This is a genomic window from Marinimicrobium sp. C6131, assembly GCF_026153455.1.
In the GTDB taxonomy this organism is placed as follows: Bacteria; Pseudomonadota; Gammaproteobacteria; order Pseudomonadales; family Cellvibrionaceae; genus Marinimicrobium.
On sequence record NZ_CP110629.1, the window covers coordinates 3456514 to 3477409 of the forward strand.

The 20896-nt window shown below is 47.4% G+C and carries 16 protein-coding genes; 7 read left to right on the forward strand and 9 right to left on the reverse strand.

Going from position 1 to position 20896, the window contains the following annotated elements; genetic code table 11:
- Both OOT55_RS14795 and OOT55_RS14800 read left to right on the forward strand, forming a co-directional pair.
- Positions 1-1809, forward strand: coding sequence for an ABC transporter ATP-binding protein (locus tag OOT55_RS14795; protein WP_265366617.1), 1809 nt, complete (start codon positions 1-3; stop codon positions 1807-1809).
- Between the two features lie 61 nt (positions 1810-1870).
- Positions 1871-2785, forward strand: coding sequence for a glycosyltransferase family 2 protein (locus OOT55_RS14800; RefSeq protein ID WP_265366618.1), 915 nt, complete (start codon positions 1871-1873; stop codon positions 2783-2785).
- Positions 2786-2807: 22 nt separating this feature from the next.
- Here the strand turns inward: OOT55_RS14800 and OOT55_RS14805 are convergent, their stop codons facing one another.
- The 3 genes from OOT55_RS14805 to OOT55_RS14815 all read right to left on the reverse strand — a co-directional run bounded on the left by OOT55_RS14805 (position 2808) and on the right by OOT55_RS14815 (position 5750).
- On the reverse strand, positions 2808-3608 hold the full coding sequence (locus OOT55_RS14805; protein WP_265366619.1) for a glycosyltransferase: 801 nt from the start codon (positions 3606-3608) through the stop codon (positions 2808-2810).
- A 70-nt stretch (positions 3609-3678) separates the two neighbouring features.
- Positions 3679-4830, reverse strand: coding sequence for a glycosyltransferase family 4 protein (locus tag OOT55_RS14810; protein ID WP_265366620.1), 1152 nt, complete (start codon positions 4828-4830; stop codon positions 3679-3681).
- Positions 4831-4832: 2 nt separating this feature from the next.
- Positions 4833-5750, reverse strand: a complete 918-nt coding sequence (locus OOT55_RS14815) for a glycosyltransferase family 2 protein (protein ID WP_265366621.1) — start codon at positions 5748-5750, stop codon at positions 4833-4835.
- 469 nt (positions 5751-6219) lie between these two features.
- Between OOT55_RS14815 and OOT55_RS14820 the strand changes: the two genes are divergently transcribed.
- Positions 6220-7044, forward strand: a complete 825-nt coding sequence (locus OOT55_RS14820) for a hypothetical protein (protein ID WP_265366622.1) — start codon at positions 6220-6222, stop codon at positions 7042-7044.
- Between the two features lie 84 nt (positions 7045-7128).
- On the opposite strand, the gene OOT55_RS14825 is transcribed toward OOT55_RS14820, so the two are convergent.
- Genes OOT55_RS14825 through OOT55_RS14835 form a run of 3 tightly spaced genes read right to left on the reverse strand, consistent with a single transcriptional unit; the run spans position 7129 to position 11052 of the window.
- Positions 7129-8046 carry a glycosyltransferase gene (locus tag OOT55_RS14825; RefSeq protein ID WP_265366623.1) on the reverse strand — a complete coding sequence of 306 codons (918 nt, stop codon included), beginning with the start codon at positions 8044-8046 and terminating at the stop codon, positions 7129-7131.
- An 11-nt stretch (positions 8047-8057) separates the two neighbouring features.
- Positions 8058-9341: an O-antigen ligase family protein gene (locus OOT55_RS14830; RefSeq protein ID WP_265366624.1), complete on the reverse strand. Its 1284-nt coding sequence runs from the start codon at positions 9339-9341 to the stop codon at positions 8058-8060.
- Between the two features lies 1 nt (position 9342).
- The gene (locus tag OOT55_RS14835; protein WP_265366625.1) at positions 9343-11052 is read right to left on the reverse strand and encodes a glycosyltransferase; all 1710 of its coding nucleotides are present in this window, start codon (positions 11050-11052) and stop codon (positions 9343-9345) included.
- A 283-nt stretch (positions 11053-11335) separates the two neighbouring features.
- Here OOT55_RS14835 and OOT55_RS14840 point away from each other — a divergent pair, with 283 nt between their 5' ends.
- The 4 genes from OOT55_RS14840 to OOT55_RS14855 all read left to right on the forward strand — a co-directional run bounded on the left by OOT55_RS14840 (position 11336) and on the right by OOT55_RS14855 (position 15954).
- Positions 11336-12511: an ATP-grasp domain-containing protein gene (locus OOT55_RS14840; RefSeq protein ID WP_265366626.1), complete on the forward strand. Its 1176-nt coding sequence runs from the start codon at positions 11336-11338 to the stop codon at positions 12509-12511.
- A gap of 152 nt (positions 12512-12663) precedes the next feature.
- Positions 12664-13530 carry a polysaccharide deacetylase family protein gene (locus OOT55_RS14845; RefSeq protein WP_265366627.1) on the forward strand — a complete coding sequence of 289 codons (867 nt, stop codon included), beginning with the start codon at positions 12664-12666 and terminating at the stop codon, positions 13528-13530.
- 36 nt (positions 13531-13566) lie between these two features.
- The gene (locus OOT55_RS14850; protein ID WP_265366628.1) at positions 13567-14574 is read left to right on the forward strand and encodes a polysaccharide deacetylase family protein; all 1008 of its coding nucleotides are present in this window, start codon (positions 13567-13569) and stop codon (positions 14572-14574) included.
- A 15-nt stretch (positions 14575-14589) separates the two neighbouring features.
- Positions 14590-15954 carry a FemAB family XrtA/PEP-CTERM system-associated protein gene (locus tag OOT55_RS14855; protein ID WP_265366629.1) on the forward strand — a complete coding sequence of 455 codons (1365 nt, stop codon included), beginning with the start codon at positions 14590-14592 and terminating at the stop codon, positions 15952-15954.
- Here OOT55_RS14855 and OOT55_RS14860 read toward each other — a convergent pair.
- From OOT55_RS14860 to prsK, 3 genes are all read right to left on the reverse strand, one after another.
- Complete coding sequence (locus OOT55_RS14860; protein WP_265366630.1) at positions 15938-16978, reverse strand: GNAT family N-acetyltransferase; 1041 nt, start codon at positions 16976-16978, stop codon at positions 15938-15940. The two genes, OOT55_RS14855 and OOT55_RS14860, sit on opposite strands and share 17 nt — an antisense overlap.
- A gap of 67 nt (positions 16979-17045) precedes the next feature.
- The gene (gene prsR / locus OOT55_RS14865; RefSeq protein WP_265366631.1) at positions 17046-18416 is read right to left on the reverse strand and encodes a PEP-CTERM-box response regulator transcription factor; all 1371 of its coding nucleotides are present in this window, start codon (positions 18414-18416) and stop codon (positions 17046-17048) included.
- Positions 18417-18498: 82 nt separating this feature from the next.
- Positions 18499-20544 (reverse strand): XrtA/PEP-CTERM system histidine kinase PrsK, encoded by a 2046-nt coding sequence (gene prsK / locus OOT55_RS14870; RefSeq protein WP_265366632.1) that lies wholly within the window; start codon positions 20542-20544, stop codon positions 18499-18501.
- Between the last annotated feature and the right edge of the window lie 352 nt (positions 20545-20896).

Below are 20896 nucleotides of genomic sequence, written 5' to 3' on the forward strand. Positions count from 1 at the left end.
ATGTATATACTAAGTGTTATAAAAAACATATTCAAAATTCTGGATAGTGGTACCAGAAAAAAGTATATCGTTCTCCAAATTTTCTTTCTTTTCTCGGCAGTATTTCAAGTCATTGGTATTGCTAGTATTGGTCCTTTTATATCCATACTGTCAAACCCTGAAATTATCCATAGCAATGCCGTTCTATCGAGTATATATAGAATAGGTGGGTTCAATAGCGACAATCAGTTTATTGTTGCTGCTGCAGTAGGATCACTGGTGATGATTATAGTGTCCAACGCAGTTGGAGCAATAAGTATGTGGTTCACTTATAGATTCTCGGTAATTCTAGGGAGTAGAATTCAGCAAACAGTTTATCGAAGCTTTCTCAGAAAAAGCTATCTTTTCCATAAGACAAAAAACTACAATAAACTAATAGCGGTAGTTTCTCATCAGATCCCCAGATTTGTTTATATGGTTTTTCAACCATTCTTGCTTTTGACCAGCAGTCTTTTTATTGTTGGAATAATAATCTCAGGTTTAATAATACTTGATCCTGTGCTGGCCGTACTATCCGGAGCTCTGATTGGAGGTTCGTATTTGATTACTTACGTAGTTTTAAGAACCAAGCTTGCGTACCATGGGAAAGTACTTTCCGACAGAAATGATCAAGTGCAAAGCATACTTTCTGAGTCCTTTATTGGAATAAAGGATATAAAACTTGGTTCAATGGAGCAAAATTATATTAACCAATTTGACGCCGTAAACACCAAAGGATTACGCTCCCAAGCATTTATTTCGCTTTCGGGAGAAGTGCCTAAGTTTATCATTGAATCTATATCATTCGGCGCAATTCTGGTATTGGCGCTAGTCCTTATTGGAACGAAGGATAACATAGAAGCAGTTATTCCAATGTTGAGCATCTACGCTCTGGCCGGATACAAGTTACTACCCACAATGCAGCAGATCTACAAATCTATTTCAAGTCTAAGCGGACATGGAGAGGTGGCAGGTATTATTAAAAGTCATATCGAATCCAAACACTGTTTCGAGGAAGCAACCGGAAAACCAGAGACTATTCGCATTGAGCATGTGTCCATCAATGAGATAAGTTTTTCTTATCCAGAAAGCAGTGTTCCGGCTGTTAATAAGGTTTCTCTTGATCTCAATAGAGGAAATATATACTCGTTGGCAGGGCATTCCGGCTCTGGCAAATCGACATTGGCAGATCTAATGCTGGGTCTTCTTGAGCTCGAATCCGGACAAATTCTAGTGAATGGATTACCGTTGAATAAAAATAACTTAATTTCGTATAGAAATAGTCTAAGCTATGTTGCTCAGAATATTTTCATTCTAGACGACACGGTGATATCAAATGTTGCTTTTGGAATACCCGAAGATGACGTCGATTTAAATCGAGTCCGAGAAGCTTTAAATCTATCAGGAGCTTATGAGTTTGTAGAGCAGCTCCCAGAAGGGCTGTATACCGAGTTGGGGCAAGATGGGAAACTGTTGAGTGGTGGCCAGAGACAAAGAATAGGAATTGCTCGTGCTCTTTACAGACAAAGTGATCTGTTGGTTCTTGATGAGCCTACAAGTGCGCTTGACATGGAGTCTGAGTACAATTTATTGAAGACTTTAAATGAAATAAAAAAAGATACCATTATCCTTATAATATCTCATCGTCCCGCATCTATACGGCTTTCAGATTATGTCGTTTTGATGAGTGAAGGGAAGGTTGAGGCTTTTGGAAGCTATCAGAATCTCATTAGCGACAATAAAAGCTTCAAAAAGCTCATGGAGTCTGAAACCGATACAGTTAGTTCGTGAGATAAATAGCTATGAAATTCATTGCCTACCGTTGAGGCTTCTTATAAGGAGTCTATAATAAATGAGTGAACCATTAGTTTCAGTAATAATACCGGTTTATAACAGGCAGAAAACTATAGCCAGGGCAATAGATTCCGTATTGAATCAATCATACAAAAATACTGAAATTATCGTCGTAGATGACGGCTCAATCGATTTGACAGAAGAGGTTGTAAAGAATTTATACAGAAACATACTTTATATAAAGAAAAATAACGGAGGTCCCGCTTCGGCTAGAAATATAGGTCTAAAAAATGCATCAGGAGATTACATTGCATATCTTGATAGTGATGATACTTGGCCTAAAGATAAGCTATTAACTTATATTGAGACGGCGAAAAAGTTCAGAGGGAAAAATTTTCTAATTTTTTCTGATCACTACAGGATCGATAAGAGTAAAAAGATAAGTAAACACTCTGAATACTACTCGAATATACATGATTATATATATGATCGGATGACACCACTCTCAAACCCTTTGGAAAAACTTAATCTAATATTAGAACCATATACTTTCTACCCTTCAACATTTATGCTCTCGAAAGAGGCGCATAAAAAATTAAAATGGAGAACAACTCCAAAATTCAACGAAGATCTATTCTTTGTGCTTGATGCCTCAAGAGTTTGCGATTTTATTTATATTGATCGACCACTGATGAATTACTATTGCACGGAAGATAGCATTAGTGACTCTATTGGAGAGTCTTCTACAGGGTGGAGTGAACTTGAGTTTGAAATACTCAATACTTTTCGAAAAGAGTACATGCTAGAAGTTGAAGAAGAGAAAATCATTATAGAAAAACTGTATAAGTTGAAGCGCAGCTTGTTTATGGCAAATCTTTTTTCATTAAAGCCTGTAAGCGCTATAAAGTACGGGTTTTATCTAATAATAAATAGAGTTACCTACAAGAGGTTCCTCTATAAATTCATAAAATGATTGATTGGTCTAATAAAGATAATCAAGGTTTTATTTTTCTGTAAACGTACTCAATAAATGACAAGCAAAATCTATCTGCTGTCCATCTGAAAATAGAGAAGTTCTTGCTTAGAAAGAAAAGCGTACTAGATGAGGCAACCTCACAATCAGATTTTATCTGAGTTAATCTAGCTCCGTATCTATGTCCACTAGGTCCGGCGTAATGAATGAAGTAGCTCTTGAATCTATTGTGTGTATCCTTAAGAACGCGAGTTCTATTAAATTTGTAACCTAAATCAATAAAATCATAATTTTCATGGTTTACTAAGTAGTTTAAAATTGGTTGATCTGACATGATGTGATCATTGTTCTCCTCACAAGAAATCCATTTCCTCAGGATTGGATTCTCTGGATTGAACATATCTTTATGCTTCCTATCAAAAATCATAACGCCGGAGTTGAAGTAAGGACGAGTCCAATCTACAGCCCCCAGTACGCGCTGAGTAATTAACTTGTGAGCCTTCGACATTGAGTATTTTTCTTCGTTTGCAGCAGCAAATACTCCTGGGGGGCATAATTCAAATAAGTTGGGAGCGTTTGGGCATACAACGACATCTGTATCAATAAATAATACCTTGTCAAAAGTTCCATCTAAATAATCAAATACCTGAAACTTTTCGTAGGTAACCAGACCTAGATCCTTGTCAAGTTTTCTTTGATCTAGCACAATAAACTCGGCATTGCATTTTTCAGCGTATCGTTTCATCAGGGGGTGGGTGAACTTCCCCATCTCCTCAAATGATTTTCCTATGGCGAGAGTAATTACGACGTACTTAGCAGTCATTAGATGGTGTCCTACCAGTTTAACGCGATAGATAAAAAACGTAATTGAAAGTAGGCCTAACCCAACAAATCTATGTTGCCTTGTTATTGTTGAAGTCAGGGCTCCAGTCCATCACTTTTTCAAAAGCCTTGGTAAATCTTAACAGCATGGCACTTTCTGAGAAGTCGGTTTCCACTTTACTTCTTGCCGAACAGCCCATTTTAATTCTAAGATTCTTTGATAATATTAGTTTCTTAAGTGCTGATGCAGCCTCATCAATACACCCTTCGCGATAAATTAATGCGAACTCATTGTGGACAAGTGCGGAGCTGACGGAAGGGTTGTCGGAGGAAACTATTGGTATGGAGGCTCTCATATACTCAAGAATAGCAATCGACATAGCTTCCCCCTTAGAAGGATGAAATGCTATATCGCATTGGAGAAGACGCTCTGCTATGTTGTCTACGGACCCTTGAAGGTGAACATAATCCGATACATTCAACTTATCGGCCAACTTCCTGAACTCTATTAAATCCGGGCCGTCCCCATACAAAACATACCGAATATCTCGAACCCCCTCGTGATGAACGAGTTTAGATATTGTGCGAATCGCAAAATCAATCCCTTTGTAATAAGTTGCTCTTGCGACAGTTACAATGACAACTATGTTGTTGTTCTTCGGTGAATCAATAAATCTTTGGTCAAGAGAGATTCCGTTTGTGACACAGTGAACTTTCCTTTCGGGAACGCAATTGACTAATTTTAGTCGATCTTCAATATAAGGACTAACTGCAAAGCATGCGGTACATGATATAAAAGGTAGAGTATTTAACAATCTTTTAAGAGAGGCTTTTAAGTATCCGGGCCTGCTTCTAACACCGGGAGTGTGGTCATGAACAATAATTTTACTTACTCCTGCCAAGCGAAAAAGCATATATCTCAGCGAGTAAGTAGGGAAATCTGTTAAGTAAACAACTTTAATTGAGTTTCGTTTCAAAAAAGATATTTGACGAATTAGGTCAAGTATTGACCGAGATGTAAAGTCCAATTGGTTTATCTGAATACCTTCTTTCTTCAGGCATTCTGGAATTGTCGATACACTAGGAAAGCAAATATGCGTTTCATAATTATGGGCTTTGGCGTTTCGAGAAAGCTCACACCATAGTCGCTCCATAAGCCGCCAGGCGTAGCCTACATTCGAGTCAAAGTTTCCTACGGCCAGTAGGCCTGATTTACTAGACATAACTATCCTTGAACCCTGGAAATAAGTTTTTGGGACAGCCGTTTCCAGTTTTCTGGGTACTTAAAAGAGTGCAATAGACTTTTGATCCCCTCCGACTTTAAACCTTGGCTTAAATACGATCTTCCATCAGAGAAGTACTTTTGCGAAATATAATGATTGCATAGCGAGCGTTTTGTCTTAGGGGAGTAGAGATCTCTATAAAGTTTCATGCTGGCTAAATTGATCTTGTTCTTGGTTAAAAAATCAGCTGATTTATTAGAGCCATGTACTCGAACAGTGGCCAAACTTTGGTGTAAATAAGTAAATGAATAACGACTAGATATTTTCAAAACTAAATTAAAATCTTCCGATTTCAGTATGCCTGGATCCCATCGGTAGTGATCATGAACATCCCGCCGTACCGCAAAAGTCGAGGGGTATAGCGGGTAGCCCCGGAACAGTAATTCTAAAAGATGGTCACCAGAAATCTCAAAATGATCCCCCCCTAAAGGATTGGCCAAATCAAGAATGTAGGGAAACATATCAGTATTAGAGACTTTGTAAGGTTGACTGAGCGAAATATCATGTTTATGAAAATCTGAAAATATAAAGGCTGGGCTCTGCCGGCTGTCAATGAGCAATTTGTAAGTGGATAGTTTGTTCTTTGGCCATAGATCATCACTATCCAAGTAGCAAATGTATTGTCCACTTGATAGTGAAATTCCCGCGTTACGTGCAGATGCGACCCCGCCATTGATTTGTCGGTGATAGTGCAGCTTATTCGAAAGTGAAGTCATTATATCGGCTGTGTTGTCGCTGGATCCATCGTCCACGACAATTAATTCGAAGTCAGAGAAATCCTGATTGAGAACAGACTGCACTGCATCGCGAGCCATTTCCGAACGGTTATAGGTAGGAACTACTACGGAAAAAAACGGCATTCTCCCTGCCTCGCTAAAAGTAGTGAAAGTGTTGAAAAACGATGTGAAAGCTTGGTTTCTGTTACTTGGATCGTGAGCTAGTAATTAGCTGTCATAATACCTCAAGTTATAAGTGGGTAAAAGGGCGTCATGGCGTCAATTGGCGCTTTATTCCGCCTCCGATAAGTCATTATCCATATATCGAATTGATCTTAATGTGGTAGTTTTTTATAAATTAAAGCGCAGTGTAGTCTTAATTGTGCTGCCTGAATCACAGTTTGTTGGCCACATGTGAACTGGAGCAGATTTAATTTATTCGGCATATAAAATAACGATATTGCTTGTATGCTCATTGCTCTATCAAGGGAATGCACTGAGGGGATAGAATATTACGAGTTCATACCTAGGGCTCCAGTAGGATATTGGTACACGGTATGGGTCTCTACATCGATATTAGCAGGGACACCATTTTTATATGAGGTATTTAGTAGTGAAAAAATTGATATCCGGTCTGGTTGCGACCTTTTTTGCATTATCTGCAGTTTCCGCTAGCGCGTGGACGATACATGCTGACTTTGACCAAGGTGAAATTGGTGATCAAGCGGACGGCGGCGGAGATGGCTTTCATGGGGCAGGAGGTCTTAGTACTTATTCTAGTGATCAAAAGCTTAAGAATAGTAGTGCCCGAATAGCAATCAGGGAGGGGACCACTGGATATGGAAGCTGGGGTGGAGAATTCCGCTTCCCTGAAAAGGCGTATAAAGGAGAAACAATCTGGTTTTCAGTGCACACTTACATGCCTGAAGATTTTGATCATCACGCCTATGGGGAAGGTAACCGATTGAAGTTCCTTCGTATCCAAACGCTTAGCTCTTCCGGATCGAACCATGGGTATAATGACCTGTATTTTGATCAAAAAGGGTCGGAGTATCCCTTCAAGTGGATATACGAAGGTGCGTCCCAATGGGTGAATGTTGGTTCGGATAAAGATCGACCAAAAAAGGAAAGTTGGGAGAGTTATGAGATGGCTGTAACCTTAGACACCGTGCCGGTATCAGAGGGTGGTCAGGCAAAAATTAGAATTTGGAAAAATGGTTCTCTTCTTAAGGAAATTTTGGATAAAACAACGTTACGAGATGATCAAGGTTACAGCAATCGGGCTCTTTTATTTACGTATTGGAATGGTGGTGCCCCAAAAGATCAACATATGTATGTTGATGAAGTTGTTATTACCAACGAGCAGCCAAGCAATACCGACGATAATGGAAACCACTATGTAGGAAGCTTGATAAAGAAACGTCCTCTGATGAACTAGTAGGCTTCTTATTATGAGCGTCATATCAATAAGGATGTTACATATGGCGCTTTTGTTGTACTCGCACAAATGATAACGTAAAGCTTATCTGTGTCTTTTAACAGAAAAAGAAGTACACCTTGCGAAGCAGTAGATGCAGTGAAGATAAAATAATGAAAAATAATCACTTATAGAGCTAATGCTGAATCGCTTGTGAACTGCGTAAAGGTTCAGTGTGACAAATAAAGAAATAGCTACTAGTCCATAGTAATATTGACCGACCAAAAGAAGTATAAAGCTTGTTAAGAGTAATATGGTAAGAATACAGGAAAATACGGCAACTTTAGATTTGATAAACATACCAAATGATGCTAGGTCACCAGATCCGTGCCAACGCTCTCTTTTTAAAAATTGAATAATTGTTTTTGGGTAGCCTTCATGGTGAGCCTTAAAGCATCGGTTAATGTTAATCGATATTCCTGACTGAGTTGCTCTTCTGCAAAAATCCACGTCCTCGCCTGTGGCTAGATTTTCGTTGAACCCATTAATTTTATTAATAACAAATTTGGTTGTTATTAGGTTTCCAGAGTTTATGTAACTTGTGTTCTTCGATTTCATTTTTCCGAACCACGACCTCTCTAACCAGCCAGGCTTTTCTGATAAAGAATATCGGCATCCGGTAATCTGGTAGGGATTCGACTGGAGGTCATTAATATTATTAAAAAACGCTTCAGACCATTCATCTGTTATTAGAACGTCAGCATCAATGAATGCGATTACTTCATGACTTGATGAGTTAAAACCTATATTTCTCGCTTTTGATATTGTGGATTTATCTTTCAGGTTAATTAGTTTTACAGAGCCGAAAGAAGAGGCTATGGACTCTGTTTTATCCGAACTGGCATTGTTAACCACAATAACTTCAAGATTTATCGTGTTTTTGAAAACATCGAAAATTCGGCTTAATGTTGCCGCTAGAAATAGTTCTTCATTGTGCGCTGGTATTATGATAGATAGTCCCATGATTCGGCTTCTTATCCGGTCACGCTTGAATTGGTAAATTGGTGCTTATGCACTTCTTTTTCATGATTAACAGAGTTATACAAAGATTGAGCAAGCATCAAAAATAGATAAAGGTACGGATAAAAAGCTACCGACATAAAAGTTGATCCTATAATGTATCCTATAAAAGCGATATTAAGACCCGTGCAGTACCCATGTACCCATTTGTGACGTGAAATGGTGGATCCATTATCTATCAGTTTTCTGGTTTTTGATGTTAATCGAAAAAATATAAAGATCAATAGTAAGTAGATCGAGAGCCCTATATAACCCATCTCGCTGCCTACTTGTATGTAGCTGTTGTGAGCGACTTCGCGACGATATCTAAAGTTTTCAAAGTTTACAGAGTGTACGTATTTGTCTTCGAAGTAGGAAGGAAATGCATAATAGCCAACACCAAATAATTTGTGGTCATGCATCATTTCCAAACCTTTTTCCCAGTAAATAAGTCTGGATTCAGATGTTGCGTCATCCCCCATAGTGGAGAATCGTTCCTTCTGTTCTTCTGGGAGTAAAGTGAACCCCGCCCAGCAAACAATTCCGAAGAGCACCATGTTTCTGAATCTTAGCTTACCAATCATGATCGCTAATAAAACTGCCACGACGGCCATAGCTAACTGGCTTCCCCGAGAGCTGGCGGCCAATACGGTCATCACGGCGGTGATGGGGACGATATAATAATACTTACTTATTGACTTGTTCGCAGCGATGTAAGAGAAACTCATGGCAGCAAAAATGACCATCAGTAATGACAATTCTCCAGAGTTTTGAAAAAATCCCCTTGGCCCCGAAATTCCCCACGAGGTAAAGCTGAAGCCTCTCATTACCCATGTTTTTGCGCCAAAAAGAGACATTTTAAATAAAAAAAGAAAAAGAAGGATGGTCAATAACTTATACTGCTCAAGATTCCTGACGGCCCCTGTAAAGAAAATTACAACAACAAACCAGGATACGATGTAGTCAATTCGATTAAAAGAGGCGGTCGGATCATAAGAAAGAAAGCTGGAAATATAGGCGGCTCCGACAAAGCACAGCAGTACGAAATGCATCATCTGGAACTTCAACTGACCTTTCACAATTACATAGAATAGTCCGAGAAGAATGGTCAGTTGTGTCCATGGGAGTATGTCGATAAAGGGGTAGATAACGTGCGGTCTAACGTATTCTAATAAAAGGTAAAGGGCTGCGGCATAAAAGCCGAAGTCCTGACCCTTCATGGATCTTAATACGTTTTTAGTATCTTGAATGAGCTGCACTTCAGCTACTCTTTACAGCTATGTCGAAGTTTTTTGCGAGTGAGTGCGCGCTGTTGACGATGTAATCCGTACAGCTTTGTGCATAGGGTCTAGGTGATGAGTAAGGGTCGTGTATATAGAGTTTTCTGGGCCTGCCAAAATATCCAAGAAGTATGACGTTAATGTTTCCGTATATCTTTTTTAAAGATTCGATATGATCCGGCTCCATGCAGACAAATAGGTCGTTTTCAAGCGGAGTGAAATCTTCTGCCGCGGTAGTCAAGTGTTGGGTCATGTCGATGCCAATCGATCTTGCGTAATGCACTATGGGTTCGTGTCCCGCTTTTCCGGTGTGTGTGTCCAAGCCGATTGAGGCTGTAGGGACCATGCTATACTTGCGGAACGCATGCTCGGCCACTGCACTACGGCAGATGTTTCCTTTACAGACAAAAACGACACGCCCCACACCCTCTGGTAGCGTGCGGTATTTTTTGTTCTTACCGGTAAGCAGGTTAACGGTCGAGTGCTTCAAACTATTAGCTAACCCACGCTTGCTGCCATAACGTTTTATAAGCTGGTTTCTTAGCCAAGAAGGGGTTTCAGTGGGTTCAATATTGTTTCGCATGTGGGCTCGATAGAGTGTTTTGTAGTTTTCAAACATGGCGTCAAGACTGAAAGTCTGCTTTACAACTGATCTGGCTTTCTCGGTAAGCTGGTCTTTGAGTGATGGGCTTCGGTAGACATTAAGTATGTTCTCTGCTAATTGAGGGGCATTACCGCATTCGACCAACATTGCGGTTTCGCTGTGCTTCAATATCTCTTCAACGCCGCACTGCGTTGCGACTATCGGAACGCCGACTGCCATTGCTTGAGTAATTGCCAATGGGTGGCCCTCTGAGCTAGAGCTGAGCAGGAAGATATCAATGGCATTCAGGAAGGCTGGGGTGTCTTTATAGAATCCCAGCCAGACTACCTTATTCTGAATGTTGAGTTCCTGAGCGTACTGCTTATGCTCCTCCGCCAGGCTGTTGCTGTCGTCACCGGCGATAAAAAGTCGTGCATCGACTCCTCGGTCATCAAGAGCCTTTAGGGTTTCCAGCGCGAGGTTATAATTTTTGGCTCTGCGAACGTTGCCCAAGCAGCCAATCATAATAGCACTGTCGGGAACATCATAATCCCTTCGCAGGGGCGCGGATGGTCCCCGAGCATACAGTTCGGTATCGATGCCGTTAGGTAGGGTAATTACCTTGGACGCTAAAACCGTGGGAACTCGAATAAGCATGTCCCTTAGCTTCTGTGTGACGGCGACAATGGATTGGCTGCCCAGTTGGATAATCAAGAACTTGAGTAGTCGTAGGCGCTCGTTCGGAGAGACATCTACGTGGCCATGGAACGTGGAGATGACCGGCGTACTCGTCCATAGGCCGGCGAGGCTTCCATACAGGGAGGATCCGAGAAGGTGAGCCTGTATGAGGTCGATCTCTTCCGTTCGGATGATGTCTCGTAACGACCGCAGGAACGAGATATTAAACGACCCCTTGCAGTTAAGCACTCTGGTCTCCACACCCAGGCGTTCGAGCTCGCGTTGGACCCAGCCTGGCCCGCGTATTACGGCGATTGACCGGAAGCCCTGCTTTTGAGTGTATGCGGCAAGCTGAGTGAAAATCGTTTCCGCTCCGCCGGGTCCGGTGGTGTCAATAAGGTGTAATATTGACCCTTGAGGGTAGCTCATCCTAGCGTTCCTTCATAAGGCCAGCGGCAGTTGGCCAACCGCTGATAAAGCTGGGTAGTGTGCTTGAAGGTCGCAGCATTTGGCTGCGAGCCGTTAAGCCTGTTACAGGGCACGTCATGTAATGTTGACGTCTTTTGGTTTATCATTCCTTCAGTCCTGGTCGGAGAAACCGCCACGGCCCAATTTACACTAAAATACCGGTGGATAGCTACCGGATTAAGGGGCCGGCGACGACTCCTTTCACCGCTAAACGCCCAAAGGGTCTAGGGAAAGTAATAACATCATGAAGTCAGGTCGTGTGTTAGTTTTAGATGCCAACCAGCGCAGTGCATTGGCTGTTACCCGGTCACTGGGTCGATCTGGCGTTCTTGTCGATACGGCGGATTGTACTTCCACTTCATTGGCCGGTGAGTCCCGCTTTTCTCAGCGGTATCTGAAGAGCCCCAATGTGACAGAGAGTCCCCGTGAGTATTTATCCTGGCTGTCGAATATATTGACAGTTAATGATTATGATGCGGTGTTCCCTGTTACCGAAGTGACCAGTCAGCTCTTGCTGAAGCATTATAAAGAACCCGAAAAGATCGGCCTGCCTTTCCCTCCTATTGAGCGGGTCATGGAACTGGCCGATAAAGGACAGTTAATGCGCAAAGCTGGTGAGCTAAACCTTCCTTTTCCCGATACTCAGTGGTTCGATAGTTCATCTGATCTTGATAAATCGTCTTTGTCTTACCCTTTAGTTATAAAGCCTTGCCTGTCGAGAATTTTTACCGGAAGTCGCTGGATCAATACCCGGGTTAGGGTGATTCGGTCCGAAAAAGAATTGATGAGTGAGCTGGTGGTTTCGGATTATCTGAACCATTATCCATTCATGTTGCAAGAGTTTGTCCCGGGGCGCGGTGCTGGAGTGTTCTGCCTTTATAATCAAGGGAAAGCGGTTGCTTTCTTTGCACACAATCGCATTCGTGAGAAGCCGCCTGAAGGTGGTGTTAGCGTTTTAAGCGAAAGTGTTGAGGTCGATCCGGTGATGAAAAACCACGCTGTAAAATTGCTCGACGGTGTGGGCTGGCATGGCGTTGCTATGGTGGAGTTTCGAGTGTCGGACGATGGCACACCGTATTTAATGGAAGTGAACACGCGCTTCTGGGGATCTTTACAGTTAGCGGTTGATTCTGGTGTCGACTTCCCGCTCTGGTTGTGGCAGATTGGAACCAATAGATTCAACGGAAATGTACCGGAGAACTATCAGGTTGGCCGTCGGCTACGCTGGTTGCTCGGGGACCTGGACAGTCTGTATCTCATGCTTAAAGGACGGTTTCCCGTGAGTGTGAAATTAAAGCGCCTTCTTACATTTGTTATCCCTCAAGGATTGAGGTGTCGGCACGAGGTGAACCGTTGGGGGGATATGGGTCCCGCCTGGTATGAGCTTCGTCAGTACGTAAAACAACTGTTGGGTCGTTGATGCTCATGGGCGCCTTCCTCAAACCCTACATTAAGTCGGCGCTGCGGTCTGCTTCGGCGTCGCTTGGCCCACACCGGCTACCGGTGGGCGAACCTCGCCTTTGGATCCTGATGTACCACAGGATACTGCCGAGGGAGGATAAGCGCTTCGCCTTGGAAGAGCCGGGCATGGTGGTTCACCCGGATACGTTTCAGATGCAACTTCGGGAGCTGAAGCGCCACTTTGACCTGGTATCCCTCTCTGACTGGTTGGATGCCAGAGATCGCGGTGAGCAGCTGCCCAAGCGAGCCTGCGCGGTTACCTTTGATGATGGCTGGCAAGACAATTACCAGTACGCCTTGCCTATACTTGAAAGTGAGAGAGTACCAGCGACGCTGTTTGCCGTGGCGGAAAAGATAGGCACTGATTTTCAGTTTTGGCCAAATATCGTGGCCGGATTGTTGGCAGAGGGGTATGGACAACGACTTGCTCAGCACCCGACCCTGGCGCAAGTGATGACTGAACTTGACCTCTCTCGCGCTGTTTTGGATCGCGAGCGGGTAGCTAAATGCATCGGGACGCTGAAGAAACTGACCGACTCGGAAATTTTCGCTGCTTTGGAGTCGCTTGAGTGGCGACGCCTTTGTGGGGAGGCACTGGGGACGGCCCTTATGAGCTGGAATCAACTGAAGTCCATGCAAGCTTCGGGCTGGGTGACAATAGGTTCACATACCTGCAGTCACCAGCGATTGACACAGGCTCTTAGCGAGAACGCGCTTGAACAGGAGATTGTTGAAAGTAAACGGATCCTACAGCAAAACCTGGGAAAACCGGTCGACTTGTTCTGTTTTCCCAATGGTGACTATGACCCGCGAGCATTGAATCTGGTTCGCGAGCATTATCGTGCCGCGGTGACAACTCGCCGCGGAATCAATCGGGCCGGCCGGATCAATAATCATGAATTGACCCGTATCGGTATACACGACGATATCACGCACACTGCTCGGCTATTCAGTGCAAGGCTGTCCGGGTGGGTCTAGTTCAATAAAAACCGACGTCGGAGAGGCGGTGGTGCAATGAACAGGATATTTCAGTTGGCTATGGCGAGCAAAGGGCTTGAGCGGTGCTTCAATGCATTTGCGGGGCCCTACGTCACGATATTTATGTTGCACCGGGCTGAACCTGAAGATGGATCCTATCAGGGAACCTCCGAGGCGTTACTTAGGCGGTGTCTGGATTATGCAGTATCCAGGGGCTACGACTTCATGTTTCTGGATGAGGTAGTAGAGCGATCTCTGCGAGGAGAGCGAGTCAATCGCCCGACGTTGTGCTTTACCCTTGACGATGGCTATTCTGACCAGGTAGCCCGATTGGTCCCGATTCTGCTTGAGTATCAGGCGAAGCCAACCCTGTTTGTGATCACAGATTTTGTGGATGGTATCGACTGGCCCTGGGACGCAAAAATTGGCTATGCCGTCCGGGTTTGTAACAAAGAGAGCTGCACGCTATCGCTGGACGGAAAATCAGCAACTTTGGGTTTCAGAAACACAGATGAGCGAACAGCGACGCGACGACAGCTGAACGCACACGGGAAAACATTGAATACGAAGGAGTTGCTGGCCTATTTGGCTGCTATTGAGTCTGTTTTTGAGGTGACTCTTCCCGAAAAGGCGCCCATCGGCTATGAGCCCGCGACGTGGGATGAACTACGAGCGCTGGAAAAAAGAGGATTGCGTGTTGGGTCGCATACTCGATCGCATTTGATACTGAGTGCCAATCACCCGGATGACGCTGCGGTGGAGTTGTCTGAGTCCAAGGATCGCTTGTCCGATGAATTGGCAAACCCGTCAGGGGTGTTCTGTTATCCCTCAGGGACAACGCGGGATTTCGCGCCCAGTGACGAGCGCCTGGTTCGAAAAGCCAACTATCGGGGTGCGGTTAGTACAATTTCTGAAACGTCTTACCTGAAAGATATCAAGAGAAACCCTTATCGGATCACCCGTATTGGTTTTCCTTATGGATTCGAGCAGTTTGTCCGTTATGCCTCCTGGATCGAGGCGTTGCGCAGTAAGCTACCCGTTTAGCACCCAGACCATTCAATGGAAGGCCTTATCGTCGAGCAGCCCGTGAATCAAACTTCTATTTCGAAAGGAGCGTCGTCAGGCAGTCATGAGTCTGAGCTGGATGCGCTCAAAAAAAAGCTCAAGATCCTCAAAGCCCAAAAGGCGGATGTCGCTCGACAGTTCAGAACGGCAGAACCGGGTAGTGAAGTGCACTCTAACCTGGTGGAACAGATGCAAGCGGTATCCAGGGAGCTGAAATCGCTGGAGGCGCATATAAAAGCTCTTCGATCAGAACCTCGAGTCATGGGAGATGACCAGGAGAAGCTTCCCCCATTTTTCCTTTTAGCTGATCAGTCGCGCTACTCAGGAGAGTTTTCTATCAGGGAACTATCAGAGGCCGATTGGCCCAAGTGGGAGGCATATGTTTCTGCGAGTCCCAGAGCGCCGCTATACCTGCAGCGTCGATGGTCCGACCTGGTCCGCCGGTCGTTTGGCCATCCGACTCGGGTGTGGGTCGGCATTACGCCGGAGGGAGAAATCCTTGGTGGTGTCCCTCTTACGTTCTTTCGCAGTCGACTGTTTGGTCGCTTTGCCGTTGCTACGCCATACGTGAATTACGGCGGTGTTTTAACCCCCTACTGGAATGTCGCTCGAGCGCTATTTGAACGTCTGCAAACCGTTGCGATGCAGGAAAATCTATCGCATATCGAAGTTCGATCAATGCAACCTGGGCTTTGGCCGAACAGTAGCGAAAAAAAGGTATCCATGGTTCTGCCGCTGCCCGGAACTCTTGAGCAGCTTGAGGATAGCCTGACGGCCAAAGTGAGAGCACAATCCAGAAAAGCGGAAGAGCACCACCCTACGATTGCCTTTGGTGGTCTGGATTTGTTGGATGACTTCTACCGGGTCTTCGCGCGCAACATGCGGGATCTGGGCACACCGGTGTACGCCAAGGGCTGGTTTGCCAATGTGCTCTCTGAGCCCGGGTTGGCGGCAACCCTGGTGGTGGTCAAAGTCAGGGGCCGAGCGGTGTCTGCGGGCTTTCTGCTCGGGCATGGTCCAATGCTGGAGATCCCCTGGGCATCAACCATCAAACCGGCCAACGCGTTGAACACCAATATGTGGATGTACCGCAAGATACTCGACTATGCCGTCTCAGAGGGCTATGAGTTTTTTGATTTTGGCCGGTCTACCCGGGGCGCGGGTACCTACCACTTCAAGAAGCAGTGGGGCGCGAAGCCCTACGAGCATCACTGGTATTACATTACGCCAGATCATTCAAAGCCGCCAGAATTGAACCCGGATAACCCGAAGTTCCGCCTGATGATCGCACTCTGGAAGCGGATGCCGGTATGGTTGAGCCGGTTGGTGGGCCCTCCGATCGTCAAGCACCTTCCGTAATCGCCGTCTTCGACAATCTGTCCTGCACGCGATAGGCCAGTTTGAGCAGGGGATGTCGCACCAGCAACAGGGTAATCAGGTCGGCCTGGCAGTTGGCGAGAGAGGCTTTGTATTGCGTGTTCTTGCCTTCGCCCGCCATAAAGTCATAGTGGTCGTACTGGGCCTGAAACGCTTTCTCAATCTGGTAGCCAAGGTGCAGGGTGCCGAGAGACAGGTTCTTCACAAGATCTTCTGCATAGCCTGCCTGAAGGTTGTAACAGCGCCCCTGAGCCGCGATGTCCAGCGTTGTTGATACCGGCTCTCCGTCAAGGGTGATGACCGACAGATCAATGCGCGCGCCGGCCTGATCGAGACGGGTCAGCAGCTTATCAATGAATGCCAGGCTGCGGCCGCGATAACACGGCTTTCCCCACCGTTTCTCGTGAAACTGGTTGAGAGTCTTGTAAAAGGCTTCTCGTCGGCTGGGCCACCAGTTTTCCAGGGCGACCTTTCCGGCTTCCTCGAGCTTCTTGCGTCGGTTGAAGAGCTTCAGCCGGGTGTTTTTCCCAAGGCTTGCCAGATAGTTTTCAAATCCACCCACACTCAGATCCACGGCAAAGGCGGTGTTGCGTTCTTGTTCTCGCACTTGTAATCCCAGATTCCTCGCGGCGGCCTGAATGGCCCCGAGTTCGGGGAAGCTTTCGGATATATCGGGTAAGCAGAGTTGGTCCCATTTCTTTTCCGCGGTCAGCTTTCCAAGAAGCTGTTCCGCGCCCACATTGGTGGTGGCATCTGTCAGAACCAGATACTCGGCCCGGATGCTGCGTATGCCGGGAGAGGTTGCGCCGATTGGGGTGGCGCTGCGGACTGGCAGAAGTCCTTTGAGCTTTTGCGGGTAGCTGTAAAGGCCAGCGTCAGGGTGCAGTCTGATGGCGGGGTGGTTGCCGTAAGCCTCATGCCACGCCTCCTGCCAGGCGCTGGAGTAGAACAGGCCTTGGCGATGGTGGGGAGGGAAAAATTCATCTTGGTGCAGGGTTTCAGTCATCGAGGCCGCTAACTCGGTTGCGGCGGATGCGCGCTTGGCGCTTATCCGCCCTACGGGTCGTCCGGGGTTAGGCCAATGTGTTGCTGCCTAACGGGATGTCGTGTTTTTTGATCAAGTCATAAAAGGTTGGCCGGGTGATGCCCAGCAGCTTGGCGGCGGCCGAGATGTTGTTGTCGGTCATGGCCACCGCCCGGAGTATGGCGTGGCGCTCGGCTTCCTGGCGCACCTGGCGCAGGTTCAGAGAAAGGTCTTGGCCGTCGGTGACCAGGCCCAGGTCGTCCCGGGTAATGTGCTTCCCGTCGGCCATGATGACCGCGCGTTTGATTTTGTTTTCCATTTCCCGGATGTTGCCGGGCCAGCCGTAACACTCGATAGATTCCACCGCATCCGGGGTGAAGCCTTTGATTTTCTGATCGTGTTCTTTGGCGAATTTGAGCATGAAGTGCCGCGCCAGGAGCACCTTGTCGCCTTGCCGCGCTCTGAGGGGAGGAATCTCCACTGTCATCTCGCAGATACGGTAGTACAGGTCTTCGCGGAAGCTGCCTTCCTCCACCATCTCCTGCAGGTTTTTGTTGGTGGCGCAGATGACCCGGACATCCACCGGAATTTCCTCGCGACCACCCACCCGTTCGATGACGCGCTCCTGCAAGAAGCGCAACAGTTTGGATTGCAGGTTGAGCGGCATGTCTCCGATTTCGTCGAGAAACAGGGTGCCTTCGTGGGCGGTTTCGACTTTACCCAGGGTCTGCTTGCCGGCGCCGGTAAAGGCTCCTTTCTCATAGCCAAACAGTTCGCTTTCGATCAGGTTTTCCGGCACAGCGGCGCAGTTGATCGCGACAAAGCGTTTGTTGCGCCGGGGGCTCAACTGGTGAATGGATCGGGCCATGACTTCCTTGCCGGTGCCGCTTTCTCCCAACAGGGTGCAGGTGACATTGGTGGGGGATATCTTTTCCAGCATGCGACAGATCTTGAGCATCTGGGGATCGTTGGTCACCAGGCCTTCCAGCGGGGTCTGTTGGAGGCGGGCCAGCCGGCGGTTTTCTTCTTCCAGTTCAAAAATGTTGAAGGCTCGCTGAACGATCAGGTCCAGCGTCTGTGGGTCCACCGGCTTTTCGTAATAGTCGTAGGCGCCCATCGCCACGGCGCGGATGGCGTTGTCGTGATCGGTCTTACCGGTCATGACGATAATCTTGGTGGTGGGGGACATGCGCAGAATGTCCTGTATGCACTTGAAGCCTTCGTCCACGCCGTCCTGGTCGGGGGGCAGGCCGAGGTCCTGAATGACCACGGGAGACTCGTGCAGCCGGAGGGCGGCGATGGCGTCCTGACGGTTCTCGGCAAATACCGTTTCGTAGTCCTCGAAATGCCAACGCAGCTGGCTCTGCAGGCCTCGGTCGTCCTCGATAATCAGCAGGGTGTGCTTGTTGTTTTTGCTCATAATGCCTTAGCCTTTTTGCGGAGGGGTGTTCACTCCGTTGGGCCGCTCCCGGCGCTGGGAACCGAGCCGGCCCTGCTCGTTTTTACTCTGGCGTGACCGGTAGGGTGACGGTCACGGTGGTTCCTTCGCCCACGGCGCTGATCACATTCAGTGTGCCGCTCAGTTCATTAATATACTCGCGGGACAGGTAGACGCCAATCCCCATACCCTTGCCGGACTTGGTGGTTTCAAACGGCTTGAACAGCCGGTTGTGAATGAAATCCCAGTCCATGCCGCTGCCGGTATCCTCAATGGCAATGACCGCTTCATGGTCGTCGCACCGGAGGGTGACGTGTACCCGCCCGTCATCCGGTGTTGCCTCAAGGGCGTTTTTGATGAAGTGGGTAAAGGTCATCACCAAACGCACTTCATCAGCTTCAATGTACCTTATATCGTCGCTGATTTCAGCCGTCAGCATGGGTTTTTGTCGCCAACATTCGGCGACGGCTTTTTTTACAATGTCGTTGATCGACAGACGGGTAATCAGGTCCTTTCCGTCGGTACGCAGCTTTTTGAGGAGGTTGTTCATCCGATCGACGGAGTTGCTGATCGTGTGGATGGCATCGTCGATGAACTCGGGTTTGTCCTTGTGTTTTTCCGCGTTGCGTACCACCAGCGCCTGCTGGGCAATCAGGTTGTTCAGGTCATGGATGATGAAGGCAACGAGTTTGTTATAGGTGTCGAACTGACGTCCCTCGGCGAGCTGCTCTGCCTGTTGGTGCCGTTTGAGGTAACTGGCCAACTGACGCCCCATGGTTTTCAGCAGGTCCAGGTCTTCCCAGGTCAGGGAGGCGTCCGCCACCGGCTTGGTCAAAGCCATGAAGCCGATCAGCTCGTCACCGACAATAAAGGGGAAGAGCAGCCACAGGTCGGGAATGTTGTGCACCCAGGGCGGCAGGTATTCGTTGTACTGGCTCAGGGCGAGGTTGTCGCCGCTTTCAGGGAAGAACACCCACTCGGATTGTAAAAAAGTCTGACAGAAAGGGCTGTCCACCGGCTCTTCCTGAAGGTCAATATAGCTGGGCAGGCCACTTTGATAGACCGGTTCGTAAAAACCCTGCTTGCGAATCCAGATGGCACCCCCCGGGGTTTTGGTCACAGAAGCCACCGCAAAGAAAGCGCGCTCATTGGCTTCGCTGGTTTCCGCCGGCTGCGCCAGGTAGTTGATCAGGCGCAACCATTCGCTGCGGTAATCGTACTTGTGCCGGAACAGGTGTTTGTTGATCAGGACCGACAGACGAGAGCGGATGGTGGTGGACGCGAACACGGTGGTGATCAACAACACCGCGCCGATCAACACCAGGCTGTAGATGACGGTACCCCAGTTGCCGCCATACAGGCGCACATAGTAGCCACCCAGCGCAAGAATGGTGATCAGCACTCCGACGGCAATCAGGGAAGTGGTGTAAAACGCAATCGGCCGGGACAGGGTGAAGTTGGCCGGTCGGTCATTGCGCTGGAGGAGCAACAGACCCCCCAGGGCCATGAACAGGCAGGTGGCGATGGAAACGGCGGCCCGGGATTGCCACAGCAGAGGATCTATCTGCTGGAAGATCAGCGCGTGGGTAAACAGATAAATGTCGTACAGAAACAGCGCGGCCAGGTTCATGCACAGCAGCTTGATCTGCCGGTCGTTGCCGGCGGCGTAGCGGAACAGCTGCTCCACGCTCACCAGTCCGATCACGGCCAATGACAGGGTCAGCCAGGCCTCCAGTGAAAAAATCAGATCCAGTTGCGTGACGGCCGCGGCCAGCGCAAACAGTGTGACGGGCCATCCGATCAGAAACAGAATCTTGAGGCTTCGTGGCAGGCTGCTGTTGGCGGCACTGGCCTTCAGGGTCAGGTAGACCGAGAGTGTCCAGATGTTGTAATGCAGGCACTCGAAGAAAAACGTCCAGTGAGTGGCCGGCCAGGGTTGATTGATGCCGGCGACGATGACCAGAAGATTCAGGGTGTGTACCGCCGCCGCAGGGGCAAAGATGGCCGTCTTCTGTTCTTTGAAGAACTGATAGATGTACGTCAACGTCAGCAGCGCGGCGACGACGGCAGCGCTCAGGTACGCCATAAAGGTAACGTTGTCGTATTCCATCAAGATCAGATTCCTGCCTTCTTTATTCCTTGAGCATATCACAGTGGTTGGCCGGCACCGCATTCGTGCGCTTTTAATGGTGGATGCTATTGACCACTGTATTGGGTGCCATTCTAAAGCGGAAAGTGGTGCCAGTTCCAGTTTGGTGCAAAGTTGGTGCGCACCGGGGCGGTGCATGCGCCAAGATGGTGCGAAGTGGCTGGCCGGGACGCGACCTTCGATCGTAATTATTCCCTAAGTCATTGATTGATAAGTTTTTTATCTTGTTGGCCTGCTCTATGCACTGTCCGGGGTCAGGCCGGCAATATCAGCTGTTTTTTCAACTCACAATCCATAAAGACGGGGAAAATGC